Consider the following 20,487-nt stretch of genomic DNA (forward strand, 5'->3'; position numbering starts at 1 on the left):
AACCCCTCACCCGTTGCGAGGTCGGGTCAAACGAAAGGCCGGGAACGCAGCGTTCCCGGCCTTCACAATGTTGCGATCCGATCCTGGCGATCAGAAGCGGTAGGTGACGCCTGCGCCGACCAGCCACGGATTGAGCTTGGCGGTGCCGTCGACGTCGGCGCCGACATTGGCGTCGAAATCGGGTTCGAGGAAGATCTTCTTGACGTCGAAGTTGACGCCCCAATGCTCGTCGACCATGTAGTCGAAGCCAACCTGCAAGGCCGCGCCGAAGGCATTGTGGATGTCGAGATCGGCGGCATTGGCACCATCTTCATTGTAGAAGATCGTGTAGTTCAGACCCGCACCGACATAAGGCTTGAAGGCGCCGAAATCGGTGAAGTGGTACTGAAGGGTCAGCGTGGGCGGCAGGATCCAGGTACGGCCGATCTTGCCGAGACCGGCGATCGAGCCTTCGCCCCAGACGTTGGCATAGGTCGTGCCGAGGATGAGTTCGGCAGCGATATTGTCAGTGAAGTAGTAGGTGATGTCGAGTTCGGGGATATAGGTATCGCTATAGGACAGGTCGGAACCGGCAATGCCGTTCACATGGCCGTTGTCCTCGGAGATGACGCCAAGACCGCGTACACGAATCTGCCATGGGCTCGAAGCTGCTGCCAACGGAGCATCCGGCGCCGGCTCCGCCACCGGCGTCATGTCCGCCGCGCCGGCCGCCTGGCCGATGAGGAGCAATGCGGTGGCTGCGGCAAGGGCGCTGATCCGCCGCGTGCAGGTCGTGTTCATGGGGTCTCTCCTTGAGTAAATCAATGGCTTGTGCCGTGCACAAAATACGCCACCAGAAACGCAAGGGCATTTGAGCTAGATCAATAGATGCGTGAACAATCAAACAGATGCAGCTACTACGTTGCGGCTGTCACAATTTGGCCACAGCATCACTTGACGATTGAAAAGCCTGTCGTGTCCCGATATTCGGAGCACCCTTCCCGAGGCACTCGGAAACGCTCCCAGGGCATTCCCGCAGAGGTGATTCTCCGATAGGCTCGACCGACGACAGAGACCGGACGAGTATTCGATGCGTGCATTTTTCGCCCTCGCCGCCCTTGCCTTCATGACACTGGCGCCGTCCTTCGCCTCCGCCGCGGAAAGCCGGCTGGAGAGCCTCGACACGCCAGTCGCCGGAACCGACAAGACCTATCTCGACCTGGCGCTCGCCTTCGTGCCCGACCTGGCCGCCGACGGCATGAGCTGGAAAGGCAGCACGCTCGACGCCGACATCGCCGGACGGTTTGATCTTGACGAGGACTGGCCGGACGGCCTCGCCATCAGCGGGGTCAAAACCGTGGCCTTCGAGCGGGCAGGCAGGAAGGAACTGGCGGTTCTTTTCGATTTCGGTCTTTTCAGCGACGTACCGGAGGCGCCTGCGATCCTGGCTCTCTACGTGCTGGAGAAGGAACCGCGCCTGATCGGTTCATTCAATGTCGGCCTCGACCGCGAAACCGGCTTTGCCGAACCGCCGATTCTGGACCTTGGTGGCGGTACAAATGTGCTCATCACCCGCAGCAGCCACGGGAATTCGAACCAGAGCTATCTCATCACCAGTCTCATGCTGGCCACCGAAAACGGCCTGGAGCCGATCGACACCGTCCTGACCTTTTCCGAGCGCCTGTGCGGACTGAGCCGCACGCAGGAGCCGGCCATCAGCGTCGATGTGAGCGACGCCCGCCCGGCGCTGCGCGTCGCGGTCGCTATCCGGGAGGAGAAAGTGGAGGAAAGCTGCGATGCGGAGCCGACGCCAGGCACTGCCCGCACCGTTACCGCAACCTATCGTTTGAATGACAAGACCGGCCGCTACGAACCGGATTCCGACGCATTGGACGCACTCGCCCGCGACAGCATGGAGCGGTTCTGAGCAGCGACGCAGGTCAAACGCTCATGCCCGGCGCTTCGTCTCAGGGTCGCCGGGCATCGAGATTGGCAGGGAACGTCGTCGCTCAGAACTTCACGCCGAGGCCGACATTGACCACATGCTGGTTGAAGTCCGTATCGACCCCCAGCACTTCTTTCTCGAAATAGTCGTTGTAGCGGTATTCGAGACGGGTGAAGACCCGGTCGGTGATCGCATAGTCGAAGCCTGCGCCGAGCGTCCAGCCATGCAGCGTTTCGCTTTCGTCGAAGCCGCCGCCGTCGACCGAGAAATTGGTCGCCGTCCAGCCGCCTGCCGCATAGAGCAGGACACGGTCCATCGCATAGCCGACGCGGCCCCGGACAGAACCGTTGAGGCCCGTGCCGACATCGACCGCGCCATAGCTGTTTTCGTTCCAGTCATAGTTCAGGTCGGCTTCGAGACCGACGATCGCACTGGTGCCGAAGTCCCAGTTGTAACCGACGAAGCCTCCGAACCGGCCGCCGTCGAAATCGTCCGAGGCCGAGGCGACGCCGTCGAAGAAGTCGCCTTCGCCCCAGCCGTAGCCCCCCTGCATACCGATATAGCCGCCCGCCCAGCTGAATGTTGGCATGGTATCGACCACTTCAGGCGGAACGGCCGGAGCCTCCATGACGGCATCCGCGGCAAAAACCGGCGTCGAGGATATGATGAGCGCCATCGCGCCCCATCCGAGTTTCTTCATCATCGCTGCTACTCCCTCTCAGGCTGCCCCGCATTGGGGACTGCGCGCTGTGCCGTGACGAAACGCGTCACACGGAGACTAACAAGCTTGGCGGGGCGATTTGTTCCGCGGTCCCGTCGATTTTTCCGTAGTGGGGCATCCGGGACACGCGTGCGGGAGGCCGAACACCATCGAAAAGCAGATGCGAAAACGCCCCCTCTCCGTGGATGGAGAGGGGGCGTCTGCCCCGCCGTACATTGTCGGCGGGATGAAAGGCCCGCTCCCCTTCCGGCTCCAGATGCAGGGATGCATCGAGCACTGCCGGGGGCGAGCCGGTCTCTTCTTCAGGCCGTCCGGCGCAACGTCGCGTGCGACAACTTGCGGCCGGAAGCCACCACCATGCCGGCAGCCCCCTCGAGCCAGCCTGGCGTCAGCTCGAGTGCCAGGAACCGCTCGCGCGCAAACGGTCCCGGCATGACGAGATACTGCGCCTTTTCGGCAAAGAAGCCGAAGCGCTCATAATAGGCGGCATCGCCGACCAGCAGGATGGCGCCATGGTCGCGCTTCTTGGCTTCGAGGATCGCGGCGCGCATCAGCGCCGAGCCGATGCCCTTGCCTTCGTGCGCGGCATCGACCGCCAGCGGCCCGAGCAGCAGCGCATCGATCGCCCGGCCCTCGCGCGAGACGCCGGCTTCGACATTCCACAGCCGTACCGTGCCGATCACATGCCCAAGGCGGTCGCGGGCGACGATCGCCAACCCTTCGGCCGGCAGCCGGTCCCGGCGGATCTTCTCCGACGACTTCTTGCGGCGATCGCTGCCCATGGCGCGATCGAGCAAGGCTTCGCGGGCGACGATGTCGGCCGGCGTTTCGCTATCGATGACAAAGGCAGGCGCAGATGCAGGCGCGAAAAACGCGCGCACGACGTCCAGAACAGCGGCCATGGTGGCCTCCCGTACCAAGAAGTGTTTCCGATGATGGTTTGTTGCGCCGCGCCGGTTCAACCGGCGCGGTCGTCGAAGGACCCGGTCGGGCCTTAGATGACGTAGGCCTTGAGCGGCTCGAAGCCGTTGAAGGCGACCGCCGAGTAGGTCGTCGTATAGGCGCCCGTGCCCTCGATCAGAACCTCGTCGCCGATCGTCAGGGAGACGGGCAGCGGATACATGTTCTTCTCGTACATGACGTCGGCCGAATCGCAGGTCGGGCCGGCAAGCACGCAGGGCTCCATCTCGTCGGCATCATGGGCGGTGCGGATCGGATAACGGATCGCCTCGTCCATGGTTTCGGCCAGACCGCCGAACTTGCCGATGTCGAGGAACACCCAGCGATGCGCGTCGTTGTCCGACTTCTTCGAGATCAGGACGACTTCCGCCTTGATCACGCCGGCATTGCCCACCATGCCGCGACCCGGCTCGATGATGGTCTGCGGGATGTGATTGCCGAAATGCTTCTTCAGCGCACCATTGATCGCACGGCCATAGGCTTCCGCCGACGGGATGTCGCGCAGGTACTTGGTCGGAAAGCCGCCACCCATGTTCACCATCTGCAGGTGAATGCCCTGCTTGGCGAGCGAGGTGAAGACGCGCTTGGCATCGGCAAGGGCCGAATCCCAGGCATCGACCTTGGTCATCTGCGAACCGACATGGAAGGACACGCCGAACGAATCGAGCCCCAGTTGGTGGGCGTAGACGAGCACGTCGACGGCCATCTGCGGCACGCAGCCGAACTTGCGCGAAAGCGGCCATTCAGCGCCTTCGCCATCGGTCAGCACGCGGCAGAACACCCGGGCGCCGGGGGCTGCGCGGGCAACCTTCTCGACTTCCTCATGGCTGTCGACGGCAAAGAGATCGATGCCGAGCGCATGCGCCCGGGCAATGTCCCGTTCCTTCTTGATGGTGTTGCCGTAGGAGATCCGGCCAGCGGTCGCGCCGGCGTCGAGCGCCATCTGGATTTCGGCGACCGAGGCGCAATCGAAGCTCGAGCCCAGCGAGGCGAGCAGCTTGAGGATCTGCGGCTCCGGGTTGGCCTTGACGGCATAGTAGATCGCGCTGTCCGGCAGGGCATGACGGAATGCACCGTAATTGTCACGCACGACGTCGAGGTCGACCACGAGGCAGGGACCTTCGGGACGTCGGGTGTTGATGAAGTCGAGGATACGAGCGGTGGTCATGGGTCTATCCCTCTCAAGTTCCAAGGTTCCCGGACTCGTCGCCGAGTACGGAAGGACAAAGGACGACGAGAACCCGATCGAAACCAGCCGGTGGAGACGCTGATGCCGTACGAGCGCTCGAAGCGCGAATAGTGAACCGACACCCTGCCAGGAGCGTCAATTCGGCTTTGTCTGCCATGGATTGGTGGGATAACCCGACCGCACTTCCGGCAATGATGGTGTGCCTCTGAAGTAACTCCAGCTGATGGAAAGCCGGAAGAGACTAGAAAGGCCCGCACCGTCGTTGCTTCAGATGTCCTCGCATTTCCCGGATGGCCGGAATAGCGACTGGAGGGGTTAGTTCCAGGTACCTTACCGATTTCCTCACCACATCGAGGATCGGCGGACACCCATGGGCACGTGCGACTTTGGGCTGAGGAGGAGATAAGAATGTTCGCGGTCATAATCAAGTGTTTTTTGACCCCGCGGATAGAAAAATGATTGAACGATCGAGCCATTGCGTTCACAATTCCGGCACAATCTTCGCAGGAGCCGACCCATGGACACGCTGACGCGCATCCGCGCCTTTATCGACGTTGTCGAAGCAGAAGGTTTTTCCGCCGCCGCCCGCAAGACCGGCCGGTCCAAGGCATTGCTGTCGAAATATGTGCGCGAACTGGAAGACGAGCTCGGCGCCCTGCTGCTGAACCGCACGACGCGGCAGTTCTCGATGACCGAGGCGGGGCACACCTACTACCGCAGCGCGACCGAAATCCTCAAGGAGATCGACAGCCTGGCCGACCTGGTGCGGGAGAACAACACCGACCTCAAGGGCAAGCTCAAGGTCACCGTGCCGCGCACCTTCATCGACGCCGAAGTGGGCCAGTCACTGATCGATTTCGCCACCGAACATCCGGACCTCTCGCTGGAGATCGTCGCCGAAGACCGGTTCGTCGATCTGGTCGAGGAGGGCTTCGACCTGGCGATCCGCATCACCAAGCTCGATGATTCGGCCCTCATCGCCAAGAAACTGTCCGATTTCCGCGTCTTTGCCTGCGCCACGCCCGCCTTCGTCGAGAAGTACGGACCTCTCATCCATCCGCAGGAGCTGGCGCGCGTGCCTTTCCTCGTCGACACCAATTCCCGCTCGCACAACAGCATGCGGTTCGTCGACCCGCAGGGCGGCACGATCTCGGTCAGCGTCAGCGGCCCGATCGAGGTCAACAGCCCGCTCGCCACGCTGCGCGCCGCGCGCGCCGGCCTGGGCGTCGCCATGATCCCCGACTTCATCGCCCGGCCCTATATCGAGACCGGCGAGCTGGTGTCGCTGTTCGACGACTACCTGCCCAAGGATCGCGGCATCTATGCCGTCTATCCCCATCGCCGCTACCTGCCCGCCAAGGTCCGCGTCTTCGTCGACTTTCTCCACGGCTGGTTTCGCCAGCAAGCCTCTTGAGCCATGCGCAACCGGACCGAAGTCCCATTTCCGTCGAAATTGTCAGACAGGGAGATAGCTCTGGATTCGGGCGCGAAGGCGGACAAGGCATGAAAAGACGGTTGGCGTTGATCGCGGCACTCATGGGCATGCCCCTGCCGGCGCTGGCCCATCCGCACATCTTCGCGGAAGCCCGCCTCGAAGTGATCGCCGGTGCGGACGGAACGATTTCCGAGCTGCGCAACGTCTGGCGCTTCGATGACATCTTCTCGTCGAGCGTGCTGATGGATTTCGACAAGAACAGCGACCTGAAACTCGACCCCAGCGAGTTGAAGGAGATCGCCGACACGATCCGCACCTCGATTGCCGATTACGGCTTCTTCACCTCCATCACCAGCAATGGCGCGTCCGTTTCCGTCGTCAAGCCAGAGGTGTTCAACGTCGACTTCAAGGACAACCAGCTCCTGGTCTTCTTCGTCGCCAAACCGGAAAAGGCGCTGGCGCTGAAGGGCAAGGTGACCATCGGCGTCTACGACCCGACCATGTATACGGCGATCGACTTCGCCAAGGACGAGGACATCGCCACCGAAGGCGACGGCTTCAAGGTTTGCAAGCGCGTCGTGGTGCGCCCCGACCCGGACGAAGTGATGGCGCAGAACCAGGCGAACCTGACCGAAGCCTTCTTCAGCGATCCGGCCGGAACCGACATGAGCAAGCTGTTCGCCACCCGCCTCGAGTTGACGTGCTGATGCGCCGGTTCCTGGCTCCGGCGACGGCATCCGTCGCCCTCCTGCTGCTGGCCGTCTCGCTGGCGCATGCCGGCTCGCCGCTCGGCATCGGCACCGCCGAGCCGTCCTTTCAGGCCACCGGCCTCTTCGCCGGCTGGCTTGCCTTCATCAACGAAAACCAGCAGGCCTTCTACCGCTCGCTGACCGGTGCGCTGAAGGCGATGCGCGAGGATCCGGCGCATCTGTGGACGCTGATCGGCCTGTCCTTTGCCTATGGCGTCTTCCATGCCGCCGGACCCGGCCACGGCAAGGCGGTGATCTCCTCCTACATGATCGCCAATGAAACCGAGCTGAAACGCGGCATCGCCATTTCCTTCGTCTCGGCCTTCCTGCAGGGGATCGTCGCCATCGCCCTGGTGGGCGTCGGCTACGCGGTCCTGCGCGGCACGTCCATCTCCATGACGGAGGCGACGCAGGCGCTGGAGATCGCCAGCTACGGCCTGATCGTCGCCTTCGGCACCTGGCTGCTGCTGCGCAAGATGAGATCGCTGTGGCTGACGCGCAGCGCCCCGGTCAGCGCCGGCCTGTTCGACGCACCGGCGACGGCCGCCCTGTTCGACGCGCCCGCAGCCTCACGCTCCGGCGGCACCGGGCTTTCGTTCCGGGCAATGGCCGTCGAACATGGTCACGACGCACTTGCCCCGGGGTCGGTGTGCCCGGACTGCGGCGTCACCCACCTGCCCGATCCACGAATGCTGTCGGCGAAGAATTTCAGCCTCCGCGAGGCCTGGTCAGCGATCGTCGCGGTCGGCCTGCGACCCTGCTCGGGGGCACTGCTGGTGATGACCTTCGCCCTTTTGAATGGGCTCTATCTTGGCGGGATATTGTCGGTCTTCGCCATGGCGCTCGGCACGGCAATCACCGTCTCGGCCCTCGCGGCACTGGCTGTCGCGGCCAAGGGACTGGCGGTACGGCTGTCAGGCCCCGGCTCGCCTGCCGCGCGCCATGTCGCGAATGCGATCGAGGTCTTCGGTGCGCTGCTGGTGATCGTACTCGGCGCCCTGCTGCTTGCCGCCAGCCTGCAGGCCTGAGGTCCGCGTCCTACTTGCTGCTGTCGCGCCGCCGCTGGTGACGCGCCCGAAGCCACAGCACGATGAAGAAGGACATGATCCCGACGGTGCCAACGACGGCCGCCAGAACAGGCGAATAGTCGCCGATCCACAGCACCAGCTTCGGGAGCCCCAGCAGCACGAGGCCGAAACCGAGCACGATGGCCAGGGCGGCGATCGCAGACGAGCGGTTGCCGGCGTTCATGCTGCGGCTCCCTTGGCAAGTTCGGCGCGGATGTCTTCCAGCCTGCGGATCTGCCGGCCCTCGGCGTCGAAGTTTTCCGGCGAAAGCCAGGCCTCGAAGGCGGCACGGATCACCGGCCATTCACCGTCGATCATCGAGAACCAGGCGGTATCGCGGTTCTTGCCCTTGGACAGCATGTGCTGGCGGAACACGCCTTCGAAGGTGAAGCCGTAGCGCTCCGCCGTGGTCTTGCTCGGCGCATTGTCGTTGTGGCATTTCCACTCGTAGCGGCGATAGCCGAGGTCGTCGAATACATGGCGCGCCATCAGGTAGTGCGCCTCGGTGGCGAGCGGCGTGCGGCTCATGGCCGAGCCGTGAGCGACAGCACCAACCTCCACGACACCATTGGCCGGGTCGGCGCGCATGTAGCTGGCCATGCCAACGATTTTGTCTGTCTTGTTGTCACGGAACACGTGCGGCACCCAACCCCAGTTGCTCTGGGTACCGTCCAGCCACTTCTCGAAGTCCGCGATCCCGGAGAAATCGTAGTTGGTGAAGTAAAGCAGCAGCGGATTGATCTCCATGCCGCCGAGACCGTCCCACAGGGCCTGGAGATGCTGCGCCTTGTCGAAAGGCTCGACGGTGACAAAACGGCCTTCGAGACGAACCGGCTTTGGCGCCGGGCAGCCCTTGAATGTGGAGAGATCGCGCATGTTTGCCTCTTGCTGTGTCGGCAAACGATTAGGCCAGCCGCCCGGCAAAGGCAACTGGCCGCATTGTGATGGAGAACGGATCAGACCTGAGCGGACGAAACCGTCGCCTCGATATGGTCGACCAGCGCGTCGGCAAGGTCGAGGCGGCCGGCCAGCAGGTCGAGATAGCCGCGCTCGGCCCGGCTGTCGGGATCGATCGCCAGCCGCGAAGCGGTATAGAGTTCGACCTTCTGCTCCTCGGTTGCGGCAGCCTTGACCAGCGCGTCGAGATCGGTGGGCGAGGCCAGTTCCTTTTCGAGGAAGGCTTCGGCTTCCGCGCCAAGGCCGGAAAGATGAACCTTGTCCATGATCCGACCGCGCTCGGCCGCATCGATATGGCCGTCGGACTTGGCGGCGGCGATCATCGCGCGCACCAGCGTCAGGGCGAAATCATTGGAGTCGGCAGGCGCCTCGACGCTGAAGGGCGAGTCGACCGGCGGTGGCAAGAGCTTCTGTTCGGTCTCGGCGACGTCCTGTGGCGACTTGCCGGCCTGGTAGTTCTTGTAGGCCTGGTAGCCGATCCCGGCGATGGCGGCGAGCCCGCCGAGCGTCAGCGCGTTGCCGGCGAGGTTGCGGCCCGTTTTCGTGCCGAGGAGAACCGCAGCGATCGCGCCGGTCGCCAACGGATTGTCCTTGGCAAGCTGCATGGCATCGCCGGCCTTCTGCTTCACGCTTCCGGTCGTTCCCGGCACCTGCGAACCGAGGAATTGATCAAGCAGCTTCTTCGCGTCGAACATCGGGGGTCTCCATAGGTTTCATTCTCGACTGCTAGATAAGAAGACGATCATGAAAATACAAAGACGCCCTCACGCTTTCGATCGAACTTTCCGTCAGCCCGCGAGTGCGCAGGCTTCCGCGGCGAGCTTTGTGATGCCCGCCCAGTCGCCCGCCTCGACCATTTCCTTCGGCGCGACCCACGAGCCGCCGACGCACACCACGTTCGGCAGCGACAGGTAGTCCCTGGCATTCTTCAGCGATATGCCGCCGGTCGGGCAGAACAGCGTGCCGGCAAGCGGCGAGGACAGCGACTTCAGATAGGCTGCCCCCCCCGCCTGCTCGGCGGGGAAGAACTTCAGCACCTGATAGCCCTCTTCGCGAAGCTGCATCACTTCGCTGGCGGTGGCGGCGCCGGGCAGCAGCGGAATGTCGGAAGCGCGCGCCGCATGGATCAGTTCGCGGGTCGTTCCCGGGCTGACGATGAACTGCGAACCGGCCTTCACCGCCGCCTCGAAATGCGAAGGATTGAGGATCGTGCCGGCCCCGACCACCGCGCCCTCGACTTCGCCGGCGACGCGGCGGACCGCTTCCAGCGCCGCATCGGTGCGCATGGTGATCTCGATCGCCTTCAGACCGCCGGCCACCAGCGCCCTTGCGAGCGGCACGGCACTGGCCGCATCCTCGATGATCAGAACCGGCACGACCGGCTGCAGCTTGAGGGTGGAAAGGAGCTTTTCGGTTTTTTCACTCACGGCCGGTTATCCATTTCAAACGATTGAATTCCCGCAAAGGATTATCGCGAACCTGTGTCATTGTCGAGACAAATGCGCGCGCTAAGGATGCTGACTGTTTGCACGGCGGCGCAACTGCGGTAGGGTGCTGGAGGTTTTCACGATGGGCGGCGAGATGGCGAAAGAGATCGAGCGCAAGTTCCTGGTGATCAATGACAGTTGGCGCGGCCGCGCCACGTCGGCGACCGCCATGCGTCAAGCCTATCTCTCGGTCAATTCCGATCGATCCATCCGCGTTCGCACCAGCAACGAAAAATCGGCGAAGCTCACCATCAAGTTCGGCAAGACCGCCATGGTGCGGGACGAGTTCGAATATGACATCCCGTTCGAAGAAGCGCTCGAGATGATCACCTTTGCCGTCGGCAGCGTCATCGAAAAGGTCCGCTACACCGTCGATGTCGGCGGCTTCACCTGGGAGATCGACGTCTTCGAGGGCGCCTTCCAGGGCCTGGTCATCGCCGAGGTGGAAATGCGGTCGGAGCATGACCGTCCGGAACTGCCGGCCTGGCTCGGCCGCGAGGTGACCGGCGATCGTCGCTATTCCAACCAGGCGCTGGCTACCGAACGGTTGAAGCCCGAGGTCGTGCATGCCGTATCGAATTAGACCGGATCGCCCGTTCGGCGAGGAGGTCGTGGCCGTCGCAAGCGAACAGCTCGAACGGGCCATTTCGGCTCTCGACGAACAGCCTCAGGGCCTGCACGAAGCCATCCATGAGGCCCGCAAGAAGTTCAAGCGCGTGCGCTCGCTCTACCGCCTCGTGGCGCTGGACCAGAAACAGTTCCGCGCGCAGGAGAATGCCCGGCTGCGCGACATCGCCCGCACGCTTTCCGTCGTCCGCGATGCGGCGGCCTTGATCGAGACCGTGGCTTATCTTGAGAACCACGCGCTGAGCGACGAGGAGAAAAACGCCCTTTCCCACGCGCGGACTGCGCTGGCCGAACGTCGCGATGCGCTGGCGATCGCCGAGATCGACCTGCCGGACAAGGTCGCAGCCGCGATCTCGGCCTGCCACAACGCGATCGCCGCGCTGGAATCGGCATCCTTTCCCTCAAGCCCGCGCAAGGCCGCCAAACTGCTGGCAAAAGGCTGGCGAAAGGGTCTCGGCCGCGGACGCGCCGCCCTCGACGACTGCCACCACAGTGTCCACGAGGAAGTCTTCCACGAACTGCGCAAGGCGGGCCAGGCCTACTGGATGAACCTCTCGCTCCTGCGCGGCATCTGGCCATCGGCCATGCATGCCAAGCGCGCCGAGGCCAAGGCGCTGGTCGACACGCTGGGCCATGAGCACGATCTCGCCCTTCTCGCCGACCTTCTCGACCGGGAGACCGGTCTGATCGGTGGCGGCGAGGAGTTCTCCCACCTGCTCGGCGCCATCATCCGCCAGCAACAGGAACTGCGCCGCAATGCGCTCGCCCTAGCCGAGCAGGTCTTTGCCGACACGCCGGAGCGCGAAGGCACGATCGTCGAAGCCCTGTGGATCGCCGCGGCGACCGAATAGGCGTCACTGCTGACAGTTTTTGACAGCATATCCTGTATCATTGTCCAATGAGTCGTTCCGAACGCTTGCTGTCGCTTCTGCAGGTGCTGCGCCGCCATCGCCAGGCGGTGAGCGGAGCCGCGCTTGCGTCGGAACTCGGCATTTCGCTGCGCACGCTATATCGCGACATTGCCACCTTGCAGGCGCAAGGCGCCAATATCGAGGGCGAGGCCGGCGTCGGCTATGTGCTGCGCCCCGGCTATATGCTGCCGCCACTGATGTTTTCCCGCGAGGAGATCGAGGCGCTCGTCCTCGGCGCAAGGCTGGTGGCCCAGAGAGCGGACCCGGAACTGGCGATCTCCGCCCGCGACGCGCTGGCCAAGATCACCGAAGTCCTGCCGGGCGATCTGCGCGAGGAACTCGCGGCGAGTACCCTGTTCGCCGGACCGGGACTGCCTCTGCCGGAAGACCGCATCGACCTTGCCCGGCTGCGCGAGTTCATTCGCTCCGAGCAGATGATGAAGATCGCCTATCGCGACGAGAAGGGCTCCCCCACCGAGCGGCTGATCTGGCCCTTCGCCCTCACCTTCTTCGAAGGCGCCCGCGTGGTCATCGCCTGGTGTACCTTGCGCGACGATTTTCGCAGCTTCCGGACCGATCGCATGGACCTCATGGAGGGGCCGCTCGGCCGCTATCCGAAACGGCGGATGCAGCTGCTCAAGGCCTGGCGGCTCCAGAACGGCATTCCCGAACGCTTGCTGTAGGCTACTGCCATTTTTTGGCAGTATGTCGGCATAGGAATGGGCTCTCAACACAGGAGAGCCCCATGACACCGAACCTCATCATCCTCTATGTCGCCGATCCGGACTGCAGCACCGCCTTCTACGAAAACCTGCTGGGCATAGCACCGGTCGAACGCTCGCCGGCCTTTGCCATGTTCGTCTTCCCCGGCGGCATCAAGCTCGGCCTCTGGTCCAGGAAGGCAGTGGAGCCGGCCGTGACCGGCAGCACCGGCGCCTTCGAGATCGACGTGCCCCTGGCAAATGCCGCCGAGGTCGACACGGTCTTCGCCCGCCTGTCCGCTGCCGGTCACCCGGTCCTGCAGGAGCCGACCGACATGGAATTCGGCCGCACCTTCATGCTGGCCGATCCCGACCAGAACCGCGTCCGTTTCTACAATCCGCCGGTGTGACCCATGGCCTGGATCATCGTTGCCTCCGCCGACCACGTCGCAAGAGGGGTTGAAGGCGGGTTCGTCCAGGCCTGCCATGGAAAGGATGCGCCGCTGAGGCGCATCCGGACCGGCGAGACCGTGATCGCCTATTCGCCGGTGACGGCGTTCGGCAGCAAGCAACGCCTGCAGGCCTTCACCGCCATCGGAACGATCAAGGAACGGGAACCCTATCGGGTCCAGATGAGCGCCACCTTCCAAGCCTCCCGCTCCGACGTCGACTGGCGGCCGAGCCGGCCTGCTTCCATTCATCCCCTCCTCGACCGGCTCGAACTCACCAAGGACAAGCACAATTGGGGCCAGGCCTTCCGCTTCGGCATTGTCCGGATCGCCGAGGCGGATGCCGAGATCATCGCCTCGGCTATGGCGGCGTGTCCTTTGACCGCCGACGTATGCCCGCCCCGGCAGGCTTCATTCCTTGCCCTGCTCGACATTTGACAAAATTCAAAGTGCGGTCCCTCGCGCGAAAATCGTTGCGCGGCAGGGGCCGAGGCAGTATTCCCCGGCCATGACCGATGATTTCCAGATCCCTCGCCACGAAGAGGGCGGCGCGTTCTGCGTCGCCGCGCTCTATCACTTCGCCCGCTTCCCGCGCTTCGAGAGCTTTCGCGCGGAGCTCGATGCCGTCGCCCGCGAAAACGGCATCAAGGGCACGCTGCTGCTGGCCGCCGAAGGCATCAACGGCACGATCGCCGGCACCGACGAGGGCATTGCGAATATCCTCGCCTTCATCCGTTCCCAGCCGGAATTTGCCGGCCTGGTGCACAAGGAAAGCCGCGCGGCGAAGATGCCCTTCCTGCGCATGAAGGTGCGACTGAAGAAGGAGATCGTCACCATGGGCGTCGAGAACATCGACCCCAACAAGATCGTCGGCACCTATGTCGATCCGAAGGACTGGAACGCGCTGATCTCCGATCCGGAAACCATCGTCATCGACACCCGCAATGACTACGAAACGGCGATCGGCATCTTCAAGGGCGCCATCGACCCGAACATCAAGACCTTCCGCGAATTCCCCGACTGGATGCGCAACAATCCCGGCCTGCACAACAAGCCGAAGCTTGCCATGTACTGCACCGGCGGCATCCGCTGCGAGAAGTCGACGGCCTTCGCCAAGGAGATGGGCTTCGACGAAGTCTACCACCTCAAGGGCGGCATCCTGAAATATCTTGAGGAAGTGCCGGCGGAGGAAAGCCTCTGGGACGGCGCCTGTTTCGTCTTCGACGAGCGCGTGTCGATCACCCACGGCCTGAAGCAGGGCGAACACACGCTCTGCCACGCCTGCCGTTATCCGCTGACGGCGGAAGAGGTGACGTCGCCGAAGTTCGAGGAAGGCGTCTCCTGCCCGCACTGCTACGACAGCCGCACCGAGGCAGACCGTGATCGCTACCGCCAGCGGCAGATGCAGATCGCACTCGCGAAGAAGCGCGGCGAGAAGCACATCGGCAGCTGACCGGGCCGCCGATGTGCGGCCCTCGCTTCACGGCACCGGCTCCCGATCGCGCATGAGCAGCCCCCACGCCAGGCCGTGTTGCCTGGCTGTCTGCGCCAGCACCACGACAGCCAAAACCAGAAGCATCAGGTCCGCTATCGGGATGGCGAACCAAATTCCCTGCTCGCCAAAGATCAGCGCAAAGGCGATGATCAGCGGTATCGTGAAGAGGTAAGGCTTCGACAATCCCAGGATCGCTGCCCGGCCGGCATCGCCAATCGCCTGGAAATAGCCAGTCAGCATGACGAGCGGGCCCGAGACGACATACATCGCGACCATCACCGGCATGATCCGGGCGATCTCACTGACGACCGCATCCTCGCTGACGAACAGCAGGCTGACCGGCCGGATTGCGCCGACCAGGAGACATTCGACCGCAAGGCAATAGAGGAATGCCGCCATCAGCCCGAACCGCAGGCTGTCGTTCGAGCGCTGCCAGAGCCTGGCACCGACATTATTGCCCACCATCGACTGCATCGCCTGGCTCATGCCCAACAGCGGGAGATAGGCAAATGTCATGATCCGGGTGATGATGCCGTAGCCGGAAACGACCGCTTGGTATCGGTCGCCCGCCGAGACCTGCAACGCCGCAATGATCGTCGCCGATATCCCCGCAAGGCCGATGAAGCCGAGGCTCTGTGGCACACCCAGAGAGACGATCCGACGCCACGCCGCCGTCGGCCTGTGCCGCAGCAGCGCGGAAAGCCGGAGATCCGTCCGACCGACCAGGCGAAAGACGACGAGCAGGCATAGCGCAACCCCTTGCGCCATCGCCGTGCCAGAGGCGGAGCCCACCACTCCCCAGCCCAGTCCGACGATAAGGAGATAGTTGAAACCGATATTGGCGAGCGATACCACAAGGCTCATCGCTGCCATCAGTCCGGTCCGGCCCTCGCTGCGCAACGCATCAGCCTGGACCGAGAGCAGGAACTGCAAGGGTGAAGAAAAGACGATGGTCGCGGCAAAGGCGTAGGCCATCTGGTAAAGCACAGGCGATCCGTTGGCGAGGCGCAGAGTCAGGCGATCGCCGAAAACGATGAAACCGACAATCAGCAGGACACTGATCGCCAGCGCGAGCATATGCGCCCCGGCAAAAACGCCTTGTGCCTCGTCGATCCGGCCTGCCCCGAGACTGCGCGCGAGCAGGCTGGACATACCTGCGGATACCAGTGTCGCAAGTGCGACGATCAGCATGTAGACCGGAAACACGACGGTGACGGCACCCACCGCCTCCGGGCCGACAAAGGCCCCAAGGAATATCGCATCGACGATGGTCAGGACGCCGTTCATGCTCATCACGAAGACGATGGGCAGCGCGGTTTTTACGAACAGGCCGGCAATGGGCCCGCGGAGATAGGCGTTGTGGGTGGAGGTGCCAGACGACATCCCACGCTCCTCAAAAAGGCATTTCGCTCTAAAGGAGGGGGCTCGCATTGCCCGCGGCGCGAAATGCACAGAGGGTGAGAAATCGTCAAGGTCAGACCTTCACCGAGACACATGTCCGCGAGCGGCAGGCGGCTGAAACCTGAAGGCTGCGTAACGTCGAATACCGAATACGTCAATGCGAATCGAAAGAGATCGGGCGGGCAATGGTTCTCTCCATCGCCCGCCCGACATTAATCCGGGATTGCTGCCCGCTTACCAGCCGGCGACGACGGCGCCCTTGAACTCTTCGGCGACGAAGGCCTTGATTTCGTCGTTGTGGTAGGACTCGAGCAGCGTCTTCAGCCAGGCGGCATCCTTGTCGACGACACGAACGGCGATGACGTTGACGTAGGGAGCCTTCTCGCCTTCGATGGCGATAGAGTCCGTCTTCGGGTTGAGGCCGGCTTCGAGGGCATAGTTGGTGTTGATCACCGAGGCGTCGACATCGTCGAGCGAACGCGGCAGCTGGGCGGCGTCGAGTTCGACGAATTCGAGGTTCTTCGGGTTTTCCGTGACGTCCGCCGGGCCGATCTTCAGGCCCTTGGCCGCATCGACCTTGATCAGGCCCTTGTCGGCCAGAACGAGCAGCGCGCGGCCGCCATTGGTCGGGTCGTTCGGGATCGACACCTTGGCGCCGTCGGTCAGTTCGTCGAGGCTCTTCACCTTCTTGGAATAGACGCCCATCGGGAAGTTGACGGTCGGGCCGACGCTGACGATTTCATAGCCGCGGTCAGCGATCTGGTTGTCGAGATAGGGCTGGTGCTGGAAGGAGTTGGCGTTGAGGTCGCCGTCGGCCAGCGCCTGGTTCGGCACGACATAGTCCGAGAATTCGAGAATCTCGATGTCGAGGCCCTTCTTGGCCGCGACTTCCTTCACCTTTTCCATGATCTGCGCATGCGGGCCGGGGGTCACGCCGATCTTGATGCTTTCGGCCAGAGCCGCGCTTGCGGAAAAGACAGCGGCGAGAGAGGCCGCGAGGATCAGTTTCTTCATGGAAATCACTCCTTGGGTTTTCTGAAGAGGGGGGAATTCAGTTCTTGCGGCTGCGCTTGTCGAAGCGCCGCGCCAGATGGTCGCCGGCGCTCTGCACCGCCTGCACCAGGACGATCAGCACCACGACCACCGCCAGCATGACGTCCGGCATGAAGCGCTGGTAGCCGTAGCGGATGCCGAGGTCGCCGAGCCCGCCGCCGCCGACCGCGCCGACCATGGCCGAGAAGCCGATCAGGCTGACGAGCGTCAGGGTGAGCGCCAGCACGATGCCGGGTCGGGCTTCGGCGAGAAGCACCTTGCTGACGATCTGCAGCGGCGTCGCGCCCATGGCGCGGGCGGCCTCGATCAGTCCCTTGTCCACTTCGCGGATCGCCGCCTCGATCAGGCGGGCGATGAAGGGAATGGTGGCGACCGTCAGCGGTACGATCGCCGCGATGGTGCCGATCGAGGTGCCGGTGACGAACCGGGTGAAGGGGATGATCGCCACCACCAGGATGATGAAAGGCGTCGAGCGCGCCGCATTGACCACCAGGCCGACGATCCGGTTGATCGTCGGAGCGGCGAAAAGCTCGCCCTTGCCGCTGGTTGCGAGGAAGACCCCGATCGGTAGTCCGACCAGCGTGCCGATGACGCCGGCCACGGCGACCATCTGCAGGGTCTGCCACAGGGCTTTTGCGAGCAGGTTGAAGAGCATGTCAAACGCCATAGCCGATCACCTCCGTGGTCAGTCCGGTTTCGGTATAGAAGCGTTGCGCTCGCGCGAGCGTCGCCGGATCGGCAGGATAGGAGACCACCAGCGAGCCGAAGGGCTCGCCGGCAATGTCGTCGATGGCGCCGGCCAGGATATTGACGTCGGCGCCAAGCTCGGCCACCAGCCGCGCGGTCAGCGGCTGGAACGCCGTCTCGCCGAAGAAGATCAGCCGTACGAGCGCCCGGTCGCCCGGCGACGGCTCGGCCTTCAGGTCCGAGCGGATCCACTCGGGCAGCTTCGCCCCGATCGAGGCCGAAAGCAGCGCCTGCGTCGTTTCGTGTTTTGGCGCGGTGAAGACGTCGAAGGTCCGGCCATGCTCGACGATCAGGCCACGGTCGATCACGGCCACCTGCGAGGCAATGGTCTTCACCACTTCCATCTCGTGGGTGATCAGGAGCACGGTCAGCCCGAGATCGCGGTTGATGGTCTTCAGCAGTTCGAGGATCGACTGCGTCGTTTCCGGGTCGAGCGCCGAAGTCGCCTCATCGGAGAGCAGCAGCTTCGGCTCGGTCGCCAGCGCCCGGGCAATGCCGACGCGCTGCTTCTGCCCGCCGGACAGCTCCGCCGGATAGCGGTCGGCCTTGTCGGAGAGCCCGACCAGTTCCATCAGCGGCTTGACGCGCTGGTCGATCGTCTTTCTGTCGAGGCCGGCGATCTCCAGCGGAAGCGCGATATTGTCGTGCACGGTGCGCGAGGACAGCAGGTTGAAATGCTGGAAGATCATCCCGATTTCGCGGCGCAGCGCGCGAAGGGCTGCATCATCGAGCGCGCCGACATCGACGCCATCGACCAGCACCTTGCCGGAAGAGGGAATTTCGAGCCCGTTGACCAGCCGGATCAGCGTCGACTTGCCCGCGCCGGAGCGGCCGATGATGCCGGTGATGGAGCCCTTCGGCACGACGTAGTCGACGCCCGCCAGCGCCGTGAAGGCCGGCTGGCCGTTGGCGCCACCAAAATGCTTGGTCACGCCCTCAAAGGCCACCATGGGATTTTGGACGGTCGGTGAATTGTTCTCAGCCGCGCTCATCGGGAGCCTCCTGTTGAGGCGTCGCGCGGATTCGGTCGGTTGGTCATGCTAGTCTCTTCGGTGATCGCCGCTCAAAAGGCGGCCAAGATGGCAGGATGTCGGATGGTCTATCGCGACATACACATTCGGACGGTTCGGCGCCGATCTAGCATCTTTGGTTTCACCTTTTCAAACCCGCGAAGCGCAGGTCAGCCATGCGTCGCGGAAAACTGATCCGCTTATGCCACTGGTCCTTGCCGCCGAACAGAGATGTTTTTCCGCGAGATCATCCTACAGGCGGAAAATTCGTCCAAACGGCCACCGTCGCGGCGACCGCCCTGCGAGAGGGCCGCGCATAGCCACGAGGCGTGCCGGGCCGCAAGCCCGACACGCCGGATCGCTTACTTCACTTCGGTGATGAAGCTTTCCTTGGGGCGGCGCACCTTCTTGAGGTTCACCAGCCAGTCGCCGTCCGCCTGGCGATAGCCGAGCGGCATGATCGTGACCGAACGCAGGCCGCGTTCGCGAAGGCCCAGGATCTCGTCGAGCTTGCCGGCATCGAAGCCTTCCATAGGCGTGGTATCAACCCCCTCGAAGGCGGCGGCCGTCAGGCCGATGCCGAAGCCGATATAGGCCTGGCGCGCTGCATGCTCGAAATTCACCTGCGGATCGCGCTGCGGATAGGTATCGAGCAGCATCTTGCGATAATTTTCCCAGCCCTCGTTCTTCAGGCCGCGTTCCTCGTTGACGAGGTCGAACATGTCGTTGATGCGCTCGGGTGTGTAATTGTCCCAGGCGGCGAAGACGAGCAGGTGCGAACCGTCGGTGACCTGCGCCTGGTTCCAGGCGATCTCGCGGATCTTCGCCTTGGTCTCCGGATTCTTGACCACGATCACTTCATAGGGCTGGAGGCCGCTCGAGGTCGGCGCGAGCCGGATGGCTTCGAGGATGCGCTGGACCTTGTCTTCCGATACCGGCTTGGAGGGATCCATCTTCTTGGTGGCATAGCGCCAGTTGAGTTTGTCGATGAGCATGGGAGGATGCCTTTCCTGGTTGGCCGCGCGCGCGCCTTCCGAGCCTTGTGAGATCAGCCGGAAGGAAAGCAATGAATGCGGTATCAATTAGTAACCAGGCCTAAATAGGGAACTTGAAATCCTCGACAAGAAGGCACATTTTTGTAACCAACCAATGGGAGAGGCGGGATGCCGAAACACTACGACCCGGCGAAATGCCAGACGGTCTGCGAAATGCTGTCGCGCATCGGCGACAAGTGGAGCGTGCTGGTCATCATGATCTTGGGCGATGGCCCGGCCCGTTTCAGCGATCTCAAGCGCGCCGTCGTCGGCATCTCGCAGCGCATGCTGACGCTGACGCTGCGCGCCTTGGAGCGCGACGGCCTGGTGAAGCGAAGCGTCTATCCCACGGTCCCGCCGCGGGTGGAGTATGAACTGACCGAGCTCGGCCAGTCGCTGCGCGAACCGATCCAGGCGATGGGCGGCTGGGTGTTCGCCAATCACGACAAGATTCACGGGGCCCGCGCCGAGTTCGACAAGCGAAACGCCGCCGAGCGCATCGATCCGAAGCTCGTCAAGCTCGGCTGAGACCCGGCAAGTCGCGGGTCTGCCTGAGAGACGCGTAAACGC

24 protein-coding genes are annotated in these 20,487 nt (G+C 63.4%); 11 read left to right on the forward strand and 13 right to left on the reverse strand.

The window, feature by feature from the left end; all coding sequences use genetic code 11:
• Positions 1-90: 90 nt before the first annotated feature.
• Entirely contained in the window at positions 91-780 is a 690-nt protein-coding gene (locus tag L867_RS0109380; protein ID WP_028736641.1) for an OmpW/AlkL family protein, read from the reverse strand.
• Between the two features lie 289 nt (positions 781-1,069).
• On the opposite strand from L867_RS0109380, the gene L867_RS0109385 reads away from it, so the two are divergent.
• Positions 1,070-1,906 carry a hypothetical protein gene (locus L867_RS0109385; RefSeq protein ID WP_028736642.1) on the forward strand — a complete coding sequence of 279 codons (837 nt, stop codon included), beginning with the start codon at positions 1,070-1,072 and terminating at the stop codon, positions 1,904-1,906.
• Positions 1,907-1,988: 82 nt separating this feature from the next.
• Here the strand turns inward: L867_RS0109385 and L867_RS0109390 are convergent, their stop codons facing one another.
• The 3 genes from L867_RS0109390 to odc2 form a co-directional block, all read right to left on the reverse strand.
• A complete protein-coding gene (locus L867_RS0109390; RefSeq protein WP_104367997.1) occupies positions 1,989-2,627 on the reverse strand; it encodes an outer membrane protein in 639 nt (212 codons plus the stop codon).
• Positions 2,628-2,947: 320 nt separating this feature from the next.
• A complete protein-coding gene (locus tag L867_RS0109395) occupies positions 2,948-3,547 on the reverse strand; it encodes a GNAT family N-acetyltransferase (protein WP_028736644.1) in 600 nt (199 codons plus the stop codon).
• Positions 3,548-3,639: 92 nt separating this feature from the next.
• Entirely contained in the window at positions 3,640-4,773 is a 1,134-nt protein-coding gene (gene odc2 / locus L867_RS0109400) for an ornithine/lysine decarboxylase (protein WP_028736645.1), read from the reverse strand.
• A gap of 538 nt (positions 4,774-5,311) precedes the next feature.
• On the opposite strand from odc2, the gene L867_RS0109405 reads away from it, so the two are divergent.
• From L867_RS0109405 to L867_RS0109415, 3 genes are all read left to right on the forward strand, one after another.
• The gene (locus tag L867_RS0109405) at positions 5,312-6,208 is read left to right on the forward strand and encodes a LysR family transcriptional regulator (RefSeq protein ID WP_028736646.1); all 897 of its coding nucleotides are present in this window, start codon (positions 5,312-5,314) and stop codon (positions 6,206-6,208) included.
• An 89-nt stretch (positions 6,209-6,297) separates the two neighbouring features.
• Positions 6,298-6,936 carry a DUF1007 family protein gene (locus L867_RS0109410; RefSeq protein ID WP_028736647.1) on the forward strand — a complete coding sequence of 213 codons (639 nt, stop codon included), beginning with the start codon at positions 6,298-6,300 and terminating at the stop codon, positions 6,934-6,936.
• Entirely contained in the window at positions 6,936-8,006 is a 1,071-nt protein-coding gene (locus L867_RS0109415) for a nickel/cobalt transporter (RefSeq protein WP_051438910.1), read from the forward strand. Before L867_RS0109410 ends, L867_RS0109415 begins: the two co-directional genes overlap by 1 nt.
• Before the next feature lie 10 nt (positions 8,007-8,016).
• On the opposite strand, the gene L867_RS0109420 is transcribed toward L867_RS0109415, so the two are convergent.
• The 4 genes from L867_RS0109420 to L867_RS0109435 all read right to left on the reverse strand — a co-directional run bounded on the left by L867_RS0109420 (position 8,017) and on the right by L867_RS0109435 (position 10,429).
• Entirely contained in the window at positions 8,017-8,229 is a 213-nt protein-coding gene (locus tag L867_RS0109420; RefSeq protein WP_028736649.1) for a hypothetical protein, read from the reverse strand.
• Positions 8,226-8,921, reverse strand: a complete 696-nt coding sequence (locus L867_RS0109425; protein ID WP_028736650.1) for a GNAT family N-acetyltransferase — start codon at positions 8,919-8,921, stop codon at positions 8,226-8,228. Before L867_RS0109425 ends, L867_RS0109420 begins: the two co-directional genes overlap by 4 nt.
• A gap of 80 nt (positions 8,922-9,001) precedes the next feature.
• Positions 9,002-9,697 (reverse strand): tellurite resistance TerB family protein, encoded by a 696-nt coding sequence (locus tag L867_RS0109430; RefSeq protein WP_028736651.1) that lies wholly within the window; start codon positions 9,695-9,697, stop codon positions 9,002-9,004.
• A 93-nt stretch (positions 9,698-9,790) separates the two neighbouring features.
• Positions 9,791-10,429, reverse strand: a complete 639-nt coding sequence (locus L867_RS0109435) for a 2-dehydro-3-deoxy-phosphogluconate aldolase (protein WP_028736652.1) — start codon at positions 10,427-10,429, stop codon at positions 9,791-9,793.
• A gap of 154 nt (positions 10,430-10,583) precedes the next feature.
• Here L867_RS0109435 and L867_RS0109440 point away from each other — a divergent pair, with 154 nt between their 5' ends.
• The 6 genes from L867_RS0109440 (at position 10,584) to trhO (ending at position 14,630) form a co-directional block, all read left to right on the forward strand.
• Positions 10,584-11,072, forward strand: coding sequence for a CYTH domain-containing protein (locus L867_RS0109440; RefSeq protein ID WP_028736653.1), 489 nt, complete (start codon positions 10,584-10,586; stop codon positions 11,070-11,072).
• Entirely contained in the window at positions 11,056-11,967 is a 912-nt protein-coding gene (locus L867_RS0109445; protein WP_028736654.1) for a CHAD domain-containing protein, read from the forward strand. The genes L867_RS0109440 and L867_RS0109445 overlap by 17 nt, the downstream gene beginning before the upstream one ends.
• A 47-nt stretch (positions 11,968-12,014) precedes the next feature.
• Entirely contained in the window at positions 12,015-12,710 is a 696-nt protein-coding gene (locus L867_RS0109450; RefSeq protein WP_028736655.1) for a helix-turn-helix transcriptional regulator, read from the forward strand.
• A 62-nt stretch (positions 12,711-12,772) separates the two neighbouring features.
• Positions 12,773-13,138, forward strand: coding sequence for a VOC family protein (locus L867_RS0109455; RefSeq protein WP_028736656.1), 366 nt, complete (start codon positions 12,773-12,775; stop codon positions 13,136-13,138).
• Between the two features lie 3 nt (positions 13,139-13,141).
• Entirely contained in the window at positions 13,142-13,615 is a 474-nt protein-coding gene (locus L867_RS24920) for an EVE domain-containing protein (RefSeq protein WP_051438897.1), read from the forward strand.
• A 70-nt stretch (positions 13,616-13,685) separates the two neighbouring features.
• On the forward strand, positions 13,686-14,630 hold the full coding sequence (gene trhO / locus L867_RS0109465) for an oxygen-dependent tRNA uridine(34) hydroxylase TrhO (protein ID WP_028736657.1): 945 nt from the start codon (positions 13,686-13,688) through the stop codon (positions 14,628-14,630).
• 27 nt (positions 14,631-14,657) lie between these two features.
• Here trhO and L867_RS0109470 read toward each other — a convergent pair whose 3' ends face one another.
• The 5 genes from L867_RS0109470 to L867_RS0109490 all read right to left on the reverse strand — a co-directional run bounded on the left by L867_RS0109470 (position 14,658) and on the right by L867_RS0109490 (position 19,878).
• A complete protein-coding gene (locus tag L867_RS0109470) occupies positions 14,658-16,055 on the reverse strand; it encodes an MATE family efflux transporter (RefSeq protein ID WP_028736658.1) in 1,398 nt (465 codons plus the stop codon).
• Positions 16,056-16,307: 252 nt separating this feature from the next.
• Positions 16,308-17,087: a MetQ/NlpA family ABC transporter substrate-binding protein gene (locus L867_RS0109475; protein WP_028736659.1), complete on the reverse strand. Its 780-nt coding sequence runs from the start codon at positions 17,085-17,087 to the stop codon at positions 16,308-16,310.
• A gap of 37 nt (positions 17,088-17,124) precedes the next feature.
• Positions 17,125-17,793 carry a methionine ABC transporter permease gene (locus L867_RS0109480; RefSeq protein WP_028736660.1) on the reverse strand — a complete coding sequence of 223 codons (669 nt, stop codon included), beginning with the start codon at positions 17,791-17,793 and terminating at the stop codon, positions 17,125-17,127.
• Positions 17,783-18,823, reverse strand: a complete 1,041-nt coding sequence (locus tag L867_RS0109485) for a methionine ABC transporter ATP-binding protein (protein WP_037173024.1) — start codon at positions 18,821-18,823, stop codon at positions 17,783-17,785. The genes L867_RS0109480 and L867_RS0109485 overlap by 11 nt, the downstream gene beginning before the upstream one ends.
• Positions 18,824-19,245: 422 nt before the next feature.
• A complete protein-coding gene (locus L867_RS0109490; protein ID WP_028736662.1) occupies positions 19,246-19,878 on the reverse strand; it encodes an NAD(P)H-dependent oxidoreductase in 633 nt (210 codons plus the stop codon).
• A 168-nt stretch (positions 19,879-20,046) separates the two neighbouring features.
• Here L867_RS0109490 and L867_RS0109495 point away from each other — a divergent pair, with 168 nt between their 5' ends.
• Positions 20,047-20,445, forward strand: a complete 399-nt coding sequence (locus tag L867_RS0109495; protein ID WP_028736663.1) for a winged helix-turn-helix transcriptional regulator — start codon at positions 20,047-20,049, stop codon at positions 20,443-20,445.
• Positions 20,446-20,487: the final 42 nt, after the last annotated feature.

Origin of the sequence: Paenirhizobium selenitireducens ATCC BAA-1503, from assembly GCF_000518785.1 — a bacterium.
Taxonomy (GTDB): domain Bacteria; phylum Pseudomonadota; class Alphaproteobacteria; order Rhizobiales; family Rhizobiaceae; genus Allorhizobium; species Allorhizobium selenitireducens.